Genomic DNA, 17,172 nt, shown 5'->3' on the forward strand with positions numbered 1-17,172 from the left:
TACGTGTGGCGTTACTTCGCCGGGTCGCCGTCGTGGCCGCATCGGCGGCCGTCCTGTCCGGCTGCGCGGACTGGCAGGGGCTGAACTCGCTTCCGCTGCCGGGTGTGGAAGGCACGGGGCCGAACTCGTTCACCATTCAGGCGCAGATGCCCGATGTCGACAACATCGAGCCGAACTCCCGTGTGCGCGTTGCCGATGTCAATGTCGGTCACGTCAAGGAGATCGAGCGACAGGGCTGGCATGCCCTGGTGACGATGGAGCTCAACGGCGACGTCGAGCTGCCCGCGAACGCGACGGCCAAGCTCGGTCTGACCAGCCTGCTGGGTTCGCTGCACATCGAGCTGGCACCGCCGGACGACGCGGCGCCGCAGGGCAAGCTGCACGAAGGCTCGTTGATTCCGCTGTCCTCGTCCAGTGCCTATCCGAGCACCGAACAGGCGCTGGCCGCGGTCGCTCTGGTCCTCAACGGCGGCGGCATCAGCAACATCCACGACATCACCGAGGCGTTGAGCGTCGCGTTCACCGGCCGGGAGAACGACCTGCGCAGCCTCATCGAGCAGCTCGACATCGCGATCGGCCATCTCAACGACCAGAAGCAGGACATCATCTCCGCGAGCGAGAGCCTGAACAACCTGATCGGTCAGATCGCCGAGCAGAAACCGGTGCTGGACAAGGCACTTCGGACGGTGCCGGATGCCCTGGCGGTGCTCAGGGACCAGCGCGAGAACCTCGCCGAGGCACTGACCCAGCTGGGCAGGTTCAGCGCGATCGCCGCCGACTCGGTCAACCAGACCAGGGACGCACTCGTGCAGGAGCTCAAGGACCTCGGCGTGGTGCTGGAGGAGCTGGCCGACGCGGGCCCGGCGTTGACCCGCGCGCTGAGCTTCCTGCCCACGTTCCCGTTCCCGAAGGAGACGCTCACCAATTGGATGCGTGGCGACTACGCGAACCTGACGTTGGTCGTCGACCTGACGTTGAGCCGCATCGATTCCGGGTTCTTCACCGGATCTCGGTGGGAGTGCGACCTGACGTGGTTGGAGATGCAGTGGGGCCGCACCATCGGCCAGTTCCCCAACCCGTGCCTCGCGGGCGGCCCGGGCACCGCGGGCAACCCGTTGGTCGCTCCCTACCGCTGGGACCAGGGGCCGTAGCATGCGAATGACCCGCCAGATCCTCATCCAGATGGCGATTTTCGCCGTCATCGCGACCACCGCGCTCGCGGTCATGGTCTTCGGGTACATGCGACTGCCGAGCCTTTTCGGCGTCGGGCAGTACCGGGTGACCCTCGAACTGCCCGAGACCGGCGGGCTGTATCCGAGGGGCAACGTCACCTACCGCGGCGTGCAGGTCGGCGAGGTGGAAAGCGTCCAACTCACGGACACCGGCGTGGAGGCCGAACTCTCGCTGAACTCCGACGTCCGGATTCCCGCCAACCTCGAGGCCGAGGTCCACAGCGTGTCGGCCGTCGGCGAGCAGTATGTCCAGCTGCTGCCGCGCAGCGGCGAGGGCCCGGAGTTGAAGAACGGTGACGTGATTCCGATGGATCGCGCCTCTGTTCCCACCGACATCAACTCGGTACTGAACAACACGGCGACCGGCCTGGAGGCGATCCCGAGGGAGAACCTGAAGACCGTCGTCGACGAGGCCTATGTCGCGGTCGGTGGTCTCGGTCCCGACCTGCGGCGGCTGGTCACCGGAAGCGCCACGCTGTCCATCGACGCCCGCAAGAACCTCGGTTCGCTGACGACCTTGATCGACCAGGTCAAGCCGGTGCTGGACAGCCAGACCGACAGTGGAGCCGCGATCCAGGCCTGGGCGGCGAACCTCGCCGACATCAGCGGCCAGTTGGCGAGCGAGGATCCGGCGGTGGCGGGAATCCTCGAGCGGGGCCCGGGCGCCGCCGACGAGGGCCGGGCGCTGTTCCAGCGGCTGCAACCCACGCTGCCGATCGTGTTGGCGAACCTGGTCAGCATCGGTGAGGTGGCCGTCAAGTACCAGCCCAGTCTCGAGCAGCTGCTGGTGCTGTTGCCGCAGGGCACCGCGGTCACGCAGGCCGTTGGCGTCCACAAGCGCAACACCATGCAGGACTACGAGGGCGACGCCCTGGTGTTCAACCTGAACGCGATCCTGCCTGCGTTCCCGGCGCCGTTGCCGCTGCCGCCGCAGAACCTGCCGCCGCCGTGCACGACGGGGTTCCTGCCGGCTCAGCAGCAGCGCGTGCCGACCTTCCAGGACTATCCCGACCGGCCTCCCGGCGATCTGTACTGCCGGACGCCGCAGGACGCGCCGTTCAACGTGCGCGGTGCCCGCAACCTGCCCTGCATCACCGTGCCGGGTAAACGCGCCCCGACGTGGCAGCAGTGCGAGAGCGACGAGCAATACGTGCCGCTCAACGACGGCTACAACTGGAAGGGCGACCCCAACGCGACCCTGTCGGGCCAGGGCATTCCGCACGTCCCGCCGGATGTGCCGGTCGCCGTGACGCCTCCTCCGCCGGGGACAGCCCCGCCGCCGCCGCCGCCGATAGCGGCCGCCGAATACGATCCGACGAACGGCACGTACGTTGGACCGGACGGACGCATCTACACGCAGTCCAACCTGGCCCGCAGTGCTGCAGAGGAGCAAACATGGCAGACGATGCTGCTACCCCCGAAGGGGAACTGAGCGAGTCGCCCCCGGAGGAACGTGGCGTCGCCGCCGAAGCGGCCCGGGACGAGGCGGCCTCCGACGAGGCGGCTGACATCGCAGAGGCCGAGGCGCCCGACGTTTCCGGGGCCGAAGCCGCCTCGGACGAGGATGCCGACGAGCAGGAGGTCGCCGCGGCGAAGCCGCCGATGTCGCACGTGCGGTTGGCGACGATCGTCGGCCTGGTCCTCGTGGTCGCGCTCGCGGGGCTGACCGGTTGGCTCGGATTCCGCGCCTACCAGTCACACCAGACGGAAGAACTGCACAAGCTTCTTCTTCAGGTAGGTCGGCAGGGGGCGCTGAACCTCACCACCATCAGTCACGAGCAGGCAGAGGCCGACGTGCAGCGGGTGCTCGACTCGGCGACGGGAACGTTCTACGACGACTTCCAGCAGCGCGCCGCGCCGTTCGTCGAGGTGGTCAAGCAGGCTCAGTCGGAATCGCAGGGCACCATCGCCGAGGCCGGGCTGGAGTCCGTGTCCGGAGAGGAAGGCAAAGTGCTCGTCGCCGTGACCGTGCAAACATCGAACGCCGGTGCGCCAGAACAACAACCGAGAGCCTGGCGGATGCGTCTGACCGTGCAGAAGACCGGTGAGGACGAGGCCAAGGTGTCCAACGTGGAGTTCGTACCGTGAGCAAGAGGCACAGGCTGCCCCACGGCAGCAAGAACGTCGATGGCGTCGGTGACACCGCCGAGGAGACCACCGAAACATCCTCGGCCGCCGAGGAGTTGACCGAGTCGTCGGCGAAGCAGTCCGAGGCCGATGTCGTTACCGAGCAGGCAGCCGCCGAGTCGGACGACGACGCCACCGTGCAGGCGGACGTGCCCGCGGCTGAGCCTGACGATGAGGCTGACGACGACGTGACGGGAGCGGAACCGCCTGCCGTGAAGCGGCGCATCAACTGGGCTCGGGTATTCGCCTTCGGCGTCATACCTGCCGTCGCGCTGCTGCTGGCGATGGCTGCGGGCTACCTGAAGTGGCAGGACAATTCGGTGCGCAACTCCAACGCCGCGGCCGAGGAATCGGTCCAGGCCGCCAAGGACAGCACCGTCGCGATGCTGTCCTACAAACCCGAGACCGTCGAACAGCAACTCAACGAGGCCCGCAACCTGTTGACCGGCGAGTTCGCCGAAAGCTATACGGGGTTGATCAACGATGTGGTGATACCGGGCGCCAAGGAGAAGCAGATTTCTGCCGTCGCTTCGGTTCCCGCAGCGGCCTCGGTGTCGGCGGACCTGGACGAGGCAGTCGTGTTGGTGTTCGTCAACCAGACCGTGGTGGTCGGCCAGGATGCCCCCACCGACACCGCCTCAAGCGTGCGGGTGACACTGGAGAAGGTCGACGGCCGCTGGCTGATCTCCAAGTTCGACCCGGTGTAATGGGCGAACCCAAACACATCGACGTCGAGGCGCCGAACGTCCGGTTGCGAGCGCTGACGTGGGGTCCGCCCGGTGCGCCGGTTGCGTTGTGCCTGCACGGCTTCCCGGATACCGCGCACGGCTGGCGCAAAGTGGCGCCGCGGCTGGTCGATTCGGGTTACCGGGTGGTGGCGCCGTTCATGCGGGGGTACGCACCGTCGTCACTGGCGTCGGACGGCAGCTATCACGTCGGGGCGCTGATGGACGACGCGCTGCGGGTGCTCGACGCCGTGGGCCCGACGGATCGCGATGTGCTCATCGGGCACGACTGGGGCGCCATCGCGGGCGCGGGACTCGCCGCGATGCCCGAGAGCCCCTTCGCCAAGGCCGTGATCATGTCGGTGCCGTTGGCCGCAGCGTTCCGGCCGTTGGGCGACGTGTCCGACGGCCTGCAGTTGGCCGCCCAACTGCCCCGTCAGCTGCTACGCAGTTGGTACATCATGTATTTCCAGTTGCCCGCGCTGCCCGAACGCTCCGAATCCTGGGTGGTGCCGCGGCTGTGGCGGCAGTGGTCGCCGGGGTACGACGCAGCCGAGGACGTCGCGCACGTCCACGCCGCGATCGGTGCGCCGGAGCACTGGCGCGCCGCGTTGGGCTACTACCGAGCGACGATGCGCAACAGCAAGCCACCGGCGCAGTACGCCGAGCTGCACCGGCATTGGCTGGCCGCGCCGCGGCTGCCGACGCTGTACCTGCACGGCACGGACGACGGGTGTGCCTCACCGGAGTACGCGCGGTGGGTCCGACGGGTGCTGCCCGACGGGAGTTCGGTCCTCGAGGTCGAGAACGCCGGACACTTCCTGCAACTCGAGCAGCCCGAGGTGGTTGCCCGGCACATCGTCGACTTCGTCGGACCGGCTTAGGGGCCATGAGCGTCCGCCGGCTGTCTGCGGTGGACGCGCAGACCTACTGGCTGTCGGCGAAAATCCCGAACGACCAGTTCCTGCTTTACGGATTCGCCGGTGCTGTAGCGGATGTCGACGATGCGTTGCGGCGGGTTCGTGAGCGGGCGTGTGGCTGTGACGAACTCCGACTCCGTGTTCGTGACCGCAACACGTTGACGTATCCGGACTGGGTCAGCGGCGAGGTGGGGGGCGACCAGTTCGTGGTGCACGACACCGACAACTGGTCGGAATGTCTGTCGGCGATCGCTCGACTGGACGGCGACCAACTCGATGCGAGCGTGATGGCGTGGCGGCTGCATTGTTTTCCGTCAGTCAGCGGACTGCCAGAAGCCGAGCGCGGGACCGTGGCGGTGCTGCAGATCGCCCACGCCTTGGCGGACGGGGTTCGGGCGTCGGCGTTGGCGGCGTGGCTGTTCGGCCGCGATGTGCCGGTGTCGGCCGTCGACGGCCCGCGGCGGTTCATTGGCGCGACGTTGCCGTGGCGCAGCTTTCGGGCGGCCCGCACCCACCGGCAGCTGGTGCGCGACACCGAAGCCGGACGTGTTCCGGCGCAGGCGGATACGTGTCCGGCCCTGCGCTCCAACGCCCGGCCCGACGGTCGGATCGGTCTGCGCACGCTGGTCAGGAAACGGTTCGAGGTGCCGGGCCCGACGGTGACGGTCGGGGTGCTGGCCGCGGTGGCGACCGCGCTGGCCGAACACCTGCGCGAGCTGGGGGACGACCCGTCGCAACTGCGGGCCGAGGTGCCGATGGCCAGGGCCGGCGAGCGCAGGTCGCACAACCACTTCGGCAACGTCGGCGTGGGCCTGTATCCGGATGTGCCCGTCGGCGAGCGGATGGCTCGGATCGCCGAGCAGTTCGGCCAGCGCCGGCGCCGCGCATCGCACCCGGCGATGGTGGCGGCCGGCGAGGCGTTCGCGGCGGTGCCCGCGCCGTTATTGCGCTGGGGAGTCGCGCAGTTCGACCCCGCGGTGCGCTCGCCGACGGTCACGGGCAACACCGTGGTATCGAGCGTCAATCGCGGTGCGGCCGATCTGAGATTCGGAGACGCGCCGGTGGTCCTGACAGCCGGATATCCGGGGTTGTCGCCGATGATGGGCCTGAGCCACGGCGTGCACGGCATCGGTGACATGATCGCGATCAGCGTGTGCGCGGCGGAGTCCGCGATAGGCGACATCGATGTATACGTGGAGAGACTCGATGCGGCGTTGTCCGACGACGGTGTCTCAACAAGAAGGAGAACGTTGTGAGTTCGTTCGGTGCCACGGCAAGCTGGCCATCGCTCCGAGTTGACCAATGGGTCGATACCCGACACACGCTGCACATGTGGACCCAGGTCGTCGGCAAGATCCGCATGGCGCACCTGCCCTTGGTGAACCACTGGTGGCAGGTGACTTTGTACGTCTCGCCGCGCGGCCTGAGCACGGGTGCCATGCCGGTCGGTGGCGCGGTCTTCGACATGGAGTTCGACTTCATCGAGCACCAGTTGGTGATCCGCCACAGTGACGGCGGCCGGCGGTTGGTCCCGCTCGCACCCGGACCGATCGCCGACTTCTACTCCGACACGATGTCGGCGTTACACGACCTGGGGCTCGAGACCCGGATCGACACCCGCCCCAACGAAGTCGAGCCCGCCGTGGCCTTCGACGACGATCACCAGCACCGCGCCTACGACGGCGAAGCGGCGCGGCACTTCTGGCAGCAGCTTGTGCAGGCTGACCGGGTGATGGGCGAGTTTCGCGCGCACTTCATCGGGAAGGTCAGTCCCGTGCACTTCTTCTGGGGATCGTTCGACATGGCGTGCACCCGGTTCTCGGGCCGACCGGCCCCCGAACATCCCGGTGGGGCTCCGAACGTCGGTGACTGGGTGATGGTCGAGGGCTACTCACATGAACTGAGCAGCTGCGGCTTCTGGCCCGGTGGCGGCAACGAGGGCGCCTTCTACTCGTACGCCTATCCCGAACCCGAAGGCTTCCGCGAATTCCGCGTATCACCGCAGGAGGCCTTCTTCAGCGACGACTACCAACAGTTCCTGTTGCCCTACGAGGCGGTGCGCAACGCCGAGGATCCCGACAGTCACCTCATGCAGTTTCTGCAGACCACCTATGCGGCCGCGGCCGAGCTCGCCGGCTGGGACCGCGACGCTCTGGAGGACCACCCCGCCCGTTGGCAGAGCCGGCGGTAGCCCTTCGGTGTGGACGGGGGGCTGGGCAGCGACTTAACACATGGCCTAAGTTTTGTTGCATGACTGCCTACGGCTCCGCTGCTGACACAGCCCTGCTGATTCTGCGTGTCGTCCTCGGTCTGACCATGGCCGCGCACGGCTACAACAAGTTCTTCGGCGGTGGCCGCATCCCGGGCACCGCGGGGTGGTTCGAGAGCATCGGCATGAAACCCGGCGTGTTCCACGCCCGCGTCGCCGCGACCACCGAGATGGCCGCCGGCATCGGGTTGGCGGTCGGGCTGCTGACACCGGTCCCGGCGGCCGGCTTCGTGGCGCTCATGCTGACGGCGGCATGGACCGTGCACCGAAAGAACGGGTTCTTCATCGTCAAGGAGGGCTGGGAGTACAACCTGGTCCTCGCGGTGGCCGCAGTGGGCATCGCGACCCTGGGAGCGGGCAAGTACAGCCTGGACTACCTCTTCTTCGGTGACACCGGCTTCGCCGACTTCCTGCACGGGTGGTGGGGTCTGCTGATCTCGCTGGGACTCGGCCTCGTCGGCGGCATCGGCCAGCTGCTCATCTTCTACCGTCCGCCCGCCAAGGCCGAGACCTCGTAGTCGAGGTCGCCGGCCGCGCCGAACGGCTTCACGCTAGCTAGAACACGTTCTAGTCTTTGACGTTATGGGGTTTCTGAAGCAAGACGCGCCCGTCGTCGACTTCGAGGAATGGAGCAAGGGCACCCGGGCGGAGAAGATCGTGCCGATGGCGCGGCACTGGGCCGAGGTGGGGTTCGGGACGCCCGTGGTGCTGCACCTGTTCTATGTCGTCAAGATCCTGCTCTACATCCTGGGCGCGTGGCTGGTGGTACTGACCACGACCGGGATCGACGGGTTCACCAACGTCGCCTCCTGGTACAACGAGCCGATCGTGTTCGAGAAGGTCGTGCTCTACACGATGCTCTTCGAGGTCGTCGGGCTCGGCTGCGGCTTCGGCCCGCTGAACAACCGGTTCTTCCCGCCGATGGGTTCGATCCTGTACTGGTTGCGGCCCAAGACGATCCGGCTGCCCCCATGGCCGACGCGCATCCCGCTGACCAAGGGGGACACCCGCACACCGGTTGACGCACTGCTCTACGCCGCGCTGCTGGTGCTGCTGGTCGTCGCGCTGTTCTCCGACGGTACCGGGCCGATCCCCGAACTCGGCACGACGGTGGGGGTGCTGCCGGTCTGGCAGATCGGGGCGATCCTGGGCGTGCTGGCCGTGCTCGGGCTGCGCGACAAGGTGATCTTCCTGGCCGCTCGCGGCGAGGTGTACGCCTCGCTGGCGGCGTGCTTCCTGTTCGCCGGGCCCGACATCGTCGTCGCGGCCAAGCTCGTGTGTCTGGTGATCTGGTTGGGCGCTGCCACCTCGAAGCTCAACAAGCACTTCCCGTTCGTCATCTCCACGATGATGAGCAACAACCCGGTGTTCCGGCCGCGGTGGATCAAACGCAGGTTCTTCGAGCACTTCCCCGACGACCTGCGGCCCGGGCGGCTGTCGCGGTGGCTGGCGCACTTCAGCACCGCGATCGAAGGCCTGGTGCCGCTGGTGCTGTTCTTCTCGGGCGGCGGTTGGCCGACCTACATCGCGGCGTTGGTGATGCTGGTGTTCCACTTCGGGATCCTGTCGTCGATCCCGATGGGTGTGCCGCTGGAGTGGAACGTGTTCATGATGTTCGCGGTGCTGGCGCTGTTCGTCGGGCACGCCGACGTCGGCCTGGCCGAGCTGCAAAGCCCGTGGCCGATCCTGTTGTTCGCCGTCGTCGCGGGCACCGTGGTGATGGGAAACCTGTTCCCGCGTAAGGTGTCGTTCCTGCCTGGAATGCGTTACTACGCGGGCAATTGGGACACCGGCCTGTGGTGCATCAAGCCGTCGGCGTCGGCCAAGATCGAGCAGAACGTCGTCTCGATCGCCAGCATGCCGCAGGCACAGATGGAGCGCTACTACGGCAGCCCGGAGACTGCCCAGATGTATCTCTACATGGGATATGCGTTCCGCGCCTTCAACACCCACGGCCGTGCCATGTTCACCCTCGCCCACCGCGCCATGGCCGGCTGCAACGAGGACGACTATGTGCTCACCGACGGCGAACGCATCTGCAGCACTGCTATCGGCTGGAACTTCGGCGACGGCCACATGCACAACGAACAGCTGATCGAGGCGCTACAGCAGCGCTGCGCGTTCGAACCCGGTGAGGTGCGCGTGGTGCTGATCGACGGGCAGCCCATTCATCGGCAGCGCCAGGAATATCGTCTTGTCGACGCCGCCACCGGCGAATTCGAGAGGGGCTACATCCACGTCGCCGACATGGTCACCCGCCAACCTTGGGACGACACCGTGCCGGTGCACGTGACATGGCAGAAAGACAGCGCCGACGCCCGGTGAGCCCGGTCAGCCCATGACGTCGCGCACTTTGACGTCCTCGAGGCCCTGCAACAACAGGTCGCGCGCCGTGTCGAGGTGTCTGCGCCAGTGCGCTTCGGCCGCCGCGCCGTCGCCGGATCGCAGCAGCTGCATCAGCTTTCGATACGACCGCATCAGCTTGTCGAAATCGGTCTTGGACACCGGGCGCCGTTCCTTGAACAGAAAGGCGTTGTGCCGCACCGTGATCTCTTGGAGCATGCCAGCGATGATGCCGAGGGTGGCATTGCCGGACAGTTCCACGACGCGCAGGTGGAAGCCGCCCGTCGTCTCGGCCAGGGTGTCGTTCTTCCAACCGGAAGGCACATGCTCTTCGAGCATCTTGTCCAGCTCGTCGAACGCCTCGGCCGATCCCGACTCGGCCAGCAGCCGAACCGCCATCGGCTCGATACCGGCCCGCGCGGTCATCAGGTCGGCGATCGTCGCGCCGGACAACTCCAGAAGTAGGCCGGCCGGGCGGGCGACGATCTCCGGGCCGGGTACCCGGACGCGCGCGCCGGTACGCGAACCGCGGCGCACTTCGACCAGGCGTTCGGATTCCAGCACCCGCACCGCCTCGCGCAGTGTCGGTCTGCTGACGCCGAAGTGGGCCATCAGCTCGGCCTCGTTCGGCAGGAAGTCGCCGTCCTTGAGTTGGCCGTCGACCACCATGCGGCGCAAGGTGCCCGCAACCAGCTCGGCGGTCTTCGGTGACCGGACCGCCCTGCTCGCGCCGACGGCATCGGGGCCGATCATCGGCGCCAACGGCGTGCTACGGGTCACCACATCTCCTGCTAGCGTCGGCTGGCCGGGACGGACAGCTGTGCAACTCAGTAAACCATGTGGTGTGCCCGCGCCGCGGCAGCAGCGTCGCCGCCCCGCCTACCAACCAGTAGGTTGACCTAGTAAACTTTGTTCATCTACCTTCGGGAAAACACGACTTTCAAAGGAGAAGCGTCATGGCTGAAGCCGTCATCGTCGAGGCCGTCCGGTCACCGGTCGGCAAGCGCAACGGCGGGTTGTCGGGCGTCCACCCGGCCGAACTGTCCGCGCAGGTGCTCAACGGCCTCGTGCAGCGCGCCGGCGTCGACCCGGTGCTGGTCGACGACGTCATCTGGGGTTGCGTCATGCAGGCCGGCGAGCAGGCCCTCGACATCGGCCGTACCGCCCTGTTGGCGGCAGGCTGGCCGGAGAGCGTGCCGGGTGTGACCGTCGACCGCCAGTGCGGCTCGAGCCAGCAGTCCATCCACTTCGCCGCGGCCGGCGTGGTCGCCGGGCACTACGACGTGGTGGTCGCCGGTGGCGTCGAGTCGATGTCTCGCACGCCGATGGGCGCGTCGCTGGCCAACGGCGGCAACCCTTACCCGGAGAGCTTCAAGCAGCGCTACGACCGGACTCCGAACCAGGGCATCGGCGCGGAGATGATCGCCGAGCAGTGGGGCTTTGACCGCACTATGGTCGACGAGTACTCCCTCGGCTCACACGACAAAGCCGCCGCCGCGCAGGACTCCGGCGCCTTCGACGACCAGATCGTCGCCATCAAGGATCAGGACGGCAATCCGGTTCTCAAGGACGAGGGCATCCGTCGCGGCACCACCATGGAGAAGATGGCCACGCTCAAGCCCGCCTTCCGCGAGGACGGCGTGATCCACGCAGGCAACTCGTCCCAGATCTCCGACGGCTCGGCGGCCATCCTGTTCATGTCCGCCGAGAAGGCCAAGGAACTGGGTCTCAAGCCGATCGCCAAGGTGCACACCGCCACCCTGGCCGGCGCCGACCCGGTGATCATGCTGACCGCCCCGATTCCCGCCACCCAGAAGGCGCTCAAGAAGTCCGGCCTGAAACTCGAGGACATCGGCGTCTTCGAGGTGAACGAGGCCTTCGCGCCGGTGCCGATGGCGTGGCTCAAGGACATCGGCGCCGACGAGAAGAAGCTGAATCCCAACGGCGGCGCCATCGCCCTTGGTCACCCGCTCGGTGGCTCCGGCGCCCGCATCATGACCACGATGCTGCATCATATGCGCGACAAGGGGATTCAGTACGGCCTGCAGACGATGTGTGAGGGTGGCGGCCAGGCGAACGCCACCATCATCGAGCTGCTGTGACGGTCTGAAGTGTCCGACTCCTCATCGATCGTCGTCGGACGTGACGCGAGCGCCCCCGCCGCTCTCACCGAGCGGCGGGGCAGGAATGGTGACGTGCTGCTCATCACCCTCAACCGGCCCGAGGCCCGCAACGCGGTCAATTCCGCGGTGAGCACAGCGGTCGGGGACGCGCTGCAACAGGCGCAGGACGATGCGGATGTGCGCGCCGTCGTGCTCACCGGTGCTGGCGAATCTTTCTGTGCGGGAGCCGACCTCAAGGCCATCTCGCGGCGGGAGAACCTGTTCCACGCCGAACACCGCGAGTGGGGCTTCGCCGGATACGTGCACCACTACATCGACAAGCCGACCATCGCCGCCGTCAACGGCACCGCGTTGGGCGGCGGCACCGAACTGGCGCTGGCCAGCGATCTGGTGGTTGCCGAGGAGCGCGCGAAATTCGGTCTGCCGGAAGTCAAGCGCGGCCTGATCGCGGCCGCCGGCGGCGTCTTCCGCATCGTCGACCACCTGCCCCGCAAGGTCGCGATGGAGATGCTGTTCACCGGGGAGCCGATGCCGGCCGCCGACGCCCTCAAGTGGGGCCTGATCAATCACGTGGTGCCCGACGGCACCGCCGTCGACGCGGCGCTCGCGCTCGCCGAACGGATCACGTGCAATGCCCCGCTGGCCGTCTGGGCGAGCAAGCGGGTCGCCATGGGCGTCGACGAGGGAGTGATCGTCGGGGACGAACCGGGTTGGGCGCGCACCGTGCGCGAGGTCGTCGCCGTCATGCGATCCGAGGACGCCAAGGAAGGGCCGCTGGCCTTCGCCGAGAAGCGTGAGCCGATTTGGCGGGCCAAGTAAGCGAAGTAGGAGAGGCACCGAGAAAATATGAAGCGAACCATCTATGAGGCCGAGCACGAAGCCTTTCGCGACACCGTTCGCGGTTACATCGACAGCGAACTCATCCCCAACGCCGAGAAGTGGGAAGCTGATCGCCTCGTCGACCGGTCGGCCTACGTGGCTGCGGGCAAGCACGGGCTCATCGGGTTCAACATGCCCGAGGAGTTCGGCGGCGGCGGCGTCGACGACTTCCGGTTCAACGCGATCATCGACGAGGAGATCGCCAAGGCCGGCGTCCCGGCCCCCGCGCTGAGCCTGCACAACGACGTCGTCGGCCCGTACTTCAAGGAACTGGCCAACGACGAGCAGCGGCAGCGCTGGCTGCCCGGCATCACCAGCGGTGAGCTCATCATCGCGATCGCGATGACCGAACCCGGCGCCGGTAGCGACCTCGCGGGCATCCGCACCTCCGCGGTCCGCGACGGTGACGACTGGATCGTCAACGGCTCCAAGACATTCATCTCCTCGGGCATCAACTGCGACCTGTGCGTGGTGGTCTGCCGCACCGATCCCGAAGCCGGTCACAAGGGCTTCACGCTGCTCGTGGTGGAGCGCGACATGGCCGGCTTCACCCGGGGGCGCAAGCTCGACAAGATGGGCCTGCACGCCCAGGACACCTCCGAGCTGCACTTCGAGAACGTCCGCGTGCCCAACGCCAACGTCCTGGGCAAGGAGGGCCGCGGCTTCTACCACCTGATGCAGAATCTCCCCTCCGAACGTCTCGGCATCGCCATCTCGGCGATCGCGGGCGCACGCGAAACCTGGCGCCAGACACTGCAGTACGCCAAGGATCGCAAGGCGTTCGGCCAGCCCATCGGCAGCTTCCAGCACAACCGCTTCCTGCTGGCCGAGATGGACACCCAGCTCGAGATCACCGAGACCTACATCGACCGCTGCCTGCAGGGCGTCGTCGATGGTGAGCTGACTGCCGTCGAGGCCGCCAAGGCGAAGTGGTGGGCCACCGAGGTCGCCAAGAAGGTCGTCGACAACTGTGTGCAGCTGCACGGCGGCTACGGCTACATGATGGAGTACCGGGTCGCCCGCGACTACGTCGACGGACGCATCCAGACGATCTTCGGTGGCACGACCGAGATCATGAAGGAGATCATCGGCCGCGACCTCGGCCTGTAGGGCCTATAGAACCGCGCGCCTCAGGCGGGGGCTTCGGCTGGCAGCTCGGCCGGTGCCGGTTCCGTCGTCGCCTCCGTCGTGGTGGTCGTGGTGGTCGTGCTGGTCGAGGTCGCCGACGGGGTGACCGGCGTCGGCGGGGTGCTCGGGTCGAGGACCGTGTCGATCAGGTAGATCCGCGCGTTGGCGGTCTGGATGCCGCCGCACAGCACCTTGGCGGTGTCGTTGACGGTGATGTCGTCGCCCTCACCGGTGACCTTGATGTCGGCGCCCTGCTGCGTGGGTCGCTGGCCCTCGACGTCGTTGGGACCCAGGATGCCGAGGAACACGTGGTAGTAGTCGAGGTCCGTCAGCGCGGCCGGATCGGCCTTCAGCGCGTCGAGTTGGGCGGGCGGCAGCGCGGCGAACGCTTCGTTGGTCGGCGCGAACACCACGTACGGGCCGTTCTCGAGCACCGGAAGCACGTTGACCGCGGGGTTCAGGCCGCCCGAGATCGCCGAGTAGAAGGTGCTCGCCTCGGGGATGGTCTGCAGCGCCTGGCCGAGCGGCATGGTGGCCAGGTTCTTCCAGGTCGGAATCGCCTCCTTGAAGGCGTCGCACTCGGGGCCCTGCGGATCGGGGATCTCGACGGCCTCCTCGGTCGTCGGCTCGGTGGTGGGCTCGGCGGGCTGCGCATAGGCGGTCACGGCGAGCGGGATCGACACGGCGATCGCCGCGGCCCCGGCGAGCGCGCCGATGGCTTTGCTGGTGCGAGTCATCACGTAGGTTCCTCCGCTAGTCAGGTCGCCTGGCATGTTAGAGGCACAGATCGCCGATCGGCAAAGTCACGACCCGTGGACCACCCGCCGCAGCGTCACTGACCTGCACTTTGCGAACCTACGCACACACGTCGGCGCGCAGGCCGACCAGGGCGAACCGCGGCGTCTGGGTCACTCCCGGTCACGTGCCCCTGGGCCGGGCGGCGGCAGCGAGTGAATACGATGTCGCGCATGCCTGAACCGCTGATCCTGTCCATTCGCGGACGCTCCCCGCAGGTGCACGCCGAGGCCTGGGTGGCGCCGAACGCCAGCGTGATCGGCCAGGTGAGGCTCGCCGCGCGGGTCAGCGTCTGGTACAGCGCAACGTTGCGTGCCGAGGCCGAACCGATCGAGATCGGGTACGGCACCAACGTTCAGGACGGCGTCACCATCCACGTCGACCCCGAGTTCCCGATCAGCATCGGCGCGGAGGTCAGCATCGGGCACAACGCAGTGCTGCACGGCTGCACCGTTGAAGACGGGGTCCTAATCGGGATGGGCGCCGTGGTCCTCAACGGCGCGACGATCGGCGAGGGGTCGCTCGTCGCGGCGGGCGCGGTGGTGCCGCAGGGCTTCGTCGTTCCGCCGCGATCCCTGGTCGCCGGGGTGCCCGGCAAGATCCGCCGCGAGCTCAGCGACGCCGAGGTCTCGGGCAACCGGCACAACGCACAGGTCTACCAACACCTCATCGAGCTGCACCGCGACGCCACCGGCTGACGCAAATCCTGCGTATCCGATCACGTTTCGGGTCAACGCGGACCGATCGGGGTACAGCCGTACGGTGGAAAACGTGCGAACCCTGGTCACCGGCGCCACCGGGTATGTCGGTTCGCGACTCGTCACCGCCCTGCTCGACGAGGGGCACGACGTTGTCGCGGCGACCCGTGACGTCGGCAAACTGTCCCGTTTCGGCTGGCACAACCGGATCACCGGCGTCACGTTGGACGCCCACGACGAGTCGTCGGCGCGGGCCGCGTTCGCCGATGCGGGACCCGTCGACGTCGTCTACTACCTGGTGCACGGCATCGGCCAGCCGGACTTCCGCGACGCCGACAACCGCGCCGCGGCCACCGTGGCGAACGCCGCGAAGGAGGCCGGCGTGCGCCGCATCGTCTACCTGGGCGGTTTCGTACCCGACGGTGACGACCTCTCCGAGCACCTGACCAGCCGCGCCGAGGTCGCCGAAGCGCTCAACGTCGGCGGCGGTCCCGACGTGGTGTGGCTCGGTGCCGCGATCATCATCGGCGCGGGTTCGACGTCGTTCGAGATGCTGCGCTACGTGGGGGACCGCTTCCTGGTCATTCCCATGCCGTCGTGGTCGGTCCACCCGCTCGACCCGATCTCCGTCTGCGATGTGCTGCACTACCTCGTCGCCGCCGCCGACGCCGACCGCGTGCCCGCCGGTGCCTACGACATCTCCGGACCCGAGACCACGTCCTACGGTGACCTGCTGCGGACCTACGCGCGCATGTCCGGCAAGTGGCGCGCCGAACTGCCGGTCAACGGGATCGACACCGGGCTGGTGTCGCTGGTGACGGGGGTTGTCCTGCCGGTCCCGGGTGGGCTGGCCGGGGATCTCGTTCGATCGCTTGACCATCCGATGGTGGCGTCGGAGAACCGGCTGCGCGAGCTGGTGCCGGACCCACCGGGCGGCTTGATCGGTGTCGAGGAGGCGATAACCCGGACGCTGTCGAGCCGGCGGCGCCGACCCGTCGACACGCTGGCCGACCCGCACCACCTCGCCGACACCGATCCGGTGTGGGCGGGCGGTGACACCCAACGCATCCAACAGGTGGCAGGCGCCTTCACACCGGCGATCGCCAGGCCCGCACTCGGACTCATCGGTGTGGTGCCGGGACCCGTCGCCGGTGCGGTCCGCACCGGGTTGGACACGCTGATGCACTTCGTGCCCGGGGTGAGCTCGGCATGACGCGGTCCGCGACGCGTCCGGGATGGCTGGCCGAAGCCAAGGACATCGTCAACGCGTGTCCCGTTCCCCACCACGAGGCGCCGAGCGTCATCCGGCGCCGACGCGTCATCGTCGCGGTGGTGCTGGTCATCGGCGCTGCGCTGCTTGGCTATTCGCTGACGCTGGAACCGGGCAACAACCTCTTCTACTGGCTGACGCTGGCGCTGGCGGCGGTGTGGGCCCTCGGCGCGTTCGCTTCGGGCCCACTGCATCTCGGGTGCATCCGGTTCCGCGGTCGCAACCAGCGGCCGGTCATCACGGGCACCGTGGTCGGCCTGCTGCTCGGCGCGGTGTTCATCGTCGGCGGGTTGATCGCCCGCGAGATACCGCCGGTGCGCGACTACATCACCCGGGTGCTCGAATACGCCGACTACGGACCCCTGGGGTTGGTCGTGTTCATCACGGTGATCAACGGACTCGCCGAGGAGATGTTCTTCCGCGGTGCCCTGTACACCGCGCTGGGCACGATGCGGCCGATACTGATCTCGACGGTCTTCTACGTGATCGCGACGGCTGTCACCACGGGCAACCCGATGCTGGGCTTCGCCGCGATCATCCTGGGCACGATCTGCGCGTTCGAGCGCCGGGTGACCGGCGGCGTGCTCGCACCGATGCTCACCCACTTCTTCTGGGGGCTGGTGATGGTGCTTGCGTTGCCGCCGCTCTTCGGGGTGTAGCGCT

Annotated in this window: 17 protein-coding genes; 15 read left to right on the forward strand and 2 right to left on the reverse strand. The window is 67.6% G+C overall.

Annotation, left to right across the window (positions count from 1 at the left end):
• Positions 1 to 5: 5 nt before the first annotated feature.
• From K3G64_RS14445 to K3G64_RS14485, 9 genes are all read left to right on the forward strand, one after another.
• Complete coding sequence (locus K3G64_RS14445; protein ID WP_238885228.1) at positions 6 to 1,151, forward strand: MCE family protein; 1,146 nt, start codon at positions 6 to 8, stop codon at positions 1,149 to 1,151.
• 1 nt (position 1,152) lies between these two features.
• Positions 1,153 to 2,664: an MCE family protein gene (locus K3G64_RS14450; protein WP_238885230.1), complete on the forward strand. Its 1,512-nt coding sequence runs from the start codon at positions 1,153 to 1,155 to the stop codon at positions 2,662 to 2,664.
• The gene (locus tag K3G64_RS14455) at positions 2,628 to 3,320 is read left to right on the forward strand and encodes an Mce protein (protein WP_238885232.1); all 693 of its coding nucleotides are present in this window, start codon (positions 2,628 to 2,630) and stop codon (positions 3,318 to 3,320) included. Before K3G64_RS14450 ends, K3G64_RS14455 begins: the two co-directional genes overlap by 37 nt.
• Positions 3,317 to 4,066, forward strand: coding sequence for a hypothetical protein (locus K3G64_RS14460; RefSeq protein ID WP_238885233.1), 750 nt, complete (start codon positions 3,317 to 3,319; stop codon positions 4,064 to 4,066). The genes K3G64_RS14455 and K3G64_RS14460 overlap by 4 nt, the downstream gene beginning before the upstream one ends.
• Positions 4,066 to 4,968, forward strand: coding sequence for an alpha/beta fold hydrolase (locus tag K3G64_RS14465; protein WP_238885235.1), 903 nt, complete (start codon positions 4,066 to 4,068; stop codon positions 4,966 to 4,968). Before K3G64_RS14460 ends, K3G64_RS14465 begins: the two co-directional genes overlap by 1 nt.
• Positions 4,969 to 4,973: 5 nt before the next feature.
• Positions 4,974 to 6,260: a WS/DGAT domain-containing protein gene (locus tag K3G64_RS14470; protein WP_238885236.1), complete on the forward strand. Its 1,287-nt coding sequence runs from the start codon at positions 4,974 to 4,976 to the stop codon at positions 6,258 to 6,260.
• Positions 6,261 to 6,334: 74 nt separating this feature from the next.
• Positions 6,335 to 7,195, forward strand: coding sequence for a DUF5996 family protein (locus K3G64_RS14475; protein WP_238885237.1), 861 nt, complete (start codon positions 6,335 to 6,337; stop codon positions 7,193 to 7,195).
• Positions 7,196 to 7,254: 59 nt separating this feature from the next.
• Entirely contained in the window at positions 7,255 to 7,791 is a 537-nt protein-coding gene (locus tag K3G64_RS14480; RefSeq protein WP_238885238.1) for a DoxX family protein, read from the forward strand.
• 64 nt (positions 7,792 to 7,855) lie between these two features.
• Positions 7,856 to 9,598 carry a DUF3556 domain-containing protein gene (locus K3G64_RS14485; protein ID WP_238885239.1) on the forward strand — a complete coding sequence of 581 codons (1,743 nt, stop codon included), beginning with the start codon at positions 7,856 to 7,858 and terminating at the stop codon, positions 9,596 to 9,598.
• A 6-nt stretch (positions 9,599 to 9,604) separates the two neighbouring features.
• Here K3G64_RS14485 and K3G64_RS14490 read toward each other — a convergent pair whose 3' ends face one another.
• Positions 9,605 to 10,396, reverse strand: a complete 792-nt coding sequence (locus K3G64_RS14490) for a FadR/GntR family transcriptional regulator (RefSeq protein WP_238885240.1) — start codon at positions 10,394 to 10,396, stop codon at positions 9,605 to 9,607.
• Between the two features lie 176 nt (positions 10,397 to 10,572).
• Between K3G64_RS14490 and K3G64_RS14495 the strand changes: the two genes are divergently transcribed.
• The 3 genes from K3G64_RS14495 to K3G64_RS14505 are packed head-to-tail and all read left to right on the forward strand — an operon-like array spanning position 10,573 to position 13,728.
• Positions 10,573 to 11,718, forward strand: a complete 1,146-nt coding sequence (locus K3G64_RS14495; RefSeq protein WP_238885241.1) for a thiolase family protein — start codon at positions 10,573 to 10,575, stop codon at positions 11,716 to 11,718.
• A gap of 9 nt (positions 11,719 to 11,727) precedes the next feature.
• Positions 11,728 to 12,558 carry a crotonase/enoyl-CoA hydratase family protein gene (locus K3G64_RS14500; protein ID WP_238885242.1) on the forward strand — a complete coding sequence of 277 codons (831 nt, stop codon included), beginning with the start codon at positions 11,728 to 11,730 and terminating at the stop codon, positions 12,556 to 12,558.
• A 27-nt stretch (positions 12,559 to 12,585) separates the two neighbouring features.
• Complete coding sequence (locus tag K3G64_RS14505) at positions 12,586 to 13,728, forward strand: acyl-CoA dehydrogenase family protein (RefSeq protein WP_238885243.1); 1,143 nt, start codon at positions 12,586 to 12,588, stop codon at positions 13,726 to 13,728.
• Positions 13,729 to 13,748: 20 nt separating this feature from the next.
• Here the strand turns inward: K3G64_RS14505 and K3G64_RS14510 are convergent, their stop codons facing one another.
• On the reverse strand, positions 13,749 to 14,483 hold the full coding sequence (locus K3G64_RS14510; protein WP_370646942.1) for a fasciclin domain-containing protein: 735 nt from the start codon (positions 14,481 to 14,483) through the stop codon (positions 13,749 to 13,751).
• Positions 14,484 to 14,705: 222 nt separating this feature from the next.
• Between K3G64_RS14510 and K3G64_RS14515 the strand changes: the two genes are divergently transcribed.
• From K3G64_RS14515 to K3G64_RS14525, 3 genes are all read left to right on the forward strand, one after another.
• A complete protein-coding gene (locus K3G64_RS14515; protein ID WP_238885246.1) occupies positions 14,706 to 15,239 on the forward strand; it encodes a gamma carbonic anhydrase family protein in 534 nt (177 codons plus the stop codon).
• Between the two features lie 64 nt (positions 15,240 to 15,303).
• Positions 15,304 to 16,452, forward strand: a complete 1,149-nt coding sequence (locus K3G64_RS14520; RefSeq protein ID WP_238885248.1) for an NAD(P)H-binding protein — start codon at positions 15,304 to 15,306, stop codon at positions 16,450 to 16,452.
• A complete protein-coding gene (locus tag K3G64_RS14525; protein ID WP_238885250.1) occupies positions 16,449 to 17,168 on the forward strand; it encodes a CPBP family intramembrane glutamic endopeptidase in 720 nt (239 codons plus the stop codon). Before K3G64_RS14520 ends, K3G64_RS14525 begins: the two co-directional genes overlap by 4 nt.
• The last annotated feature ends 4 nt before the right edge of the window (positions 17,169 to 17,172 follow it).

Origin of the sequence: Mycobacterium sp. IDR2000157661 (assembly GCF_022317005.1) — a bacterium.
Classification (GTDB): Bacteria; Actinomycetota; Actinomycetes; order Mycobacteriales; family Mycobacteriaceae; genus Mycobacterium.

Bases quoted from the DNA above. Each gene is read 5' to 3' on its own strand.
- K3G64_RS14450 (WP_238885230.1), top strand. From the start codon at position 1,153: ATGCGAATGACCCGCCAGATCCTCATCCAGATGGCGATTTTCGCCGTC.
- K3G64_RS14455 (WP_238885232.1), top strand. From the start codon at position 2,628: ATGGCAGACGATGCTGCTACCCCCGAAGGGGAACTGAGCGAGTCGCCC.
- K3G64_RS14465 (WP_238885235.1), top strand. From the start codon at position 4,066: ATGGGCGAACCCAAACACATCGACGTCGAGGCGCCGAACGTCCGGTTG.
- K3G64_RS14470 (WP_238885236.1), top strand. From the start codon at position 4,974: ATGAGCGTCCGCCGGCTGTCTGCGGTGGACGCGCAGACCTACTGGCTG.
- K3G64_RS14475 (WP_238885237.1), top strand. From the start codon at position 6,335: ATGTGGACCCAGGTCGTCGGCAAGATCCGCATGGCGCACCTGCCCTTG.
- K3G64_RS14480 (WP_238885238.1), top strand. From the start codon at position 7,255: ATGACTGCCTACGGCTCCGCTGCTGACACAGCCCTGCTGATTCTGCGT.
- K3G64_RS14485 (WP_238885239.1), top strand. From the start codon at position 7,856: ATGGGGTTTCTGAAGCAAGACGCGCCCGTCGTCGACTTCGAGGAATGG.
- K3G64_RS14495 (WP_238885241.1), top strand. From the start codon at position 10,573: ATGGCTGAAGCCGTCATCGTCGAGGCCGTCCGGTCACCGGTCGGCAAG.
- K3G64_RS14505 (WP_238885243.1), top strand. From the start codon at position 12,586: ATGAAGCGAACCATCTATGAGGCCGAGCACGAAGCCTTTCGCGACACC.
- K3G64_RS14510 (WP_370646942.1), bottom strand. From the start codon at position 14,483: ATGACTCGCACCAGCAAAGCCATCGGCGCGCTCGCCGGGGCCGCGGCG.
- K3G64_RS14515 (WP_238885246.1), top strand. From the start codon at position 14,706: ATGTCGCGCATGCCTGAACCGCTGATCCTGTCCATTCGCGGACGCTCC.
- K3G64_RS14525 (WP_238885250.1), top strand. From the start codon at position 16,449: ATGACGCGGTCCGCGACGCGTCCGGGATGGCTGGCCGAAGCCAAGGAC.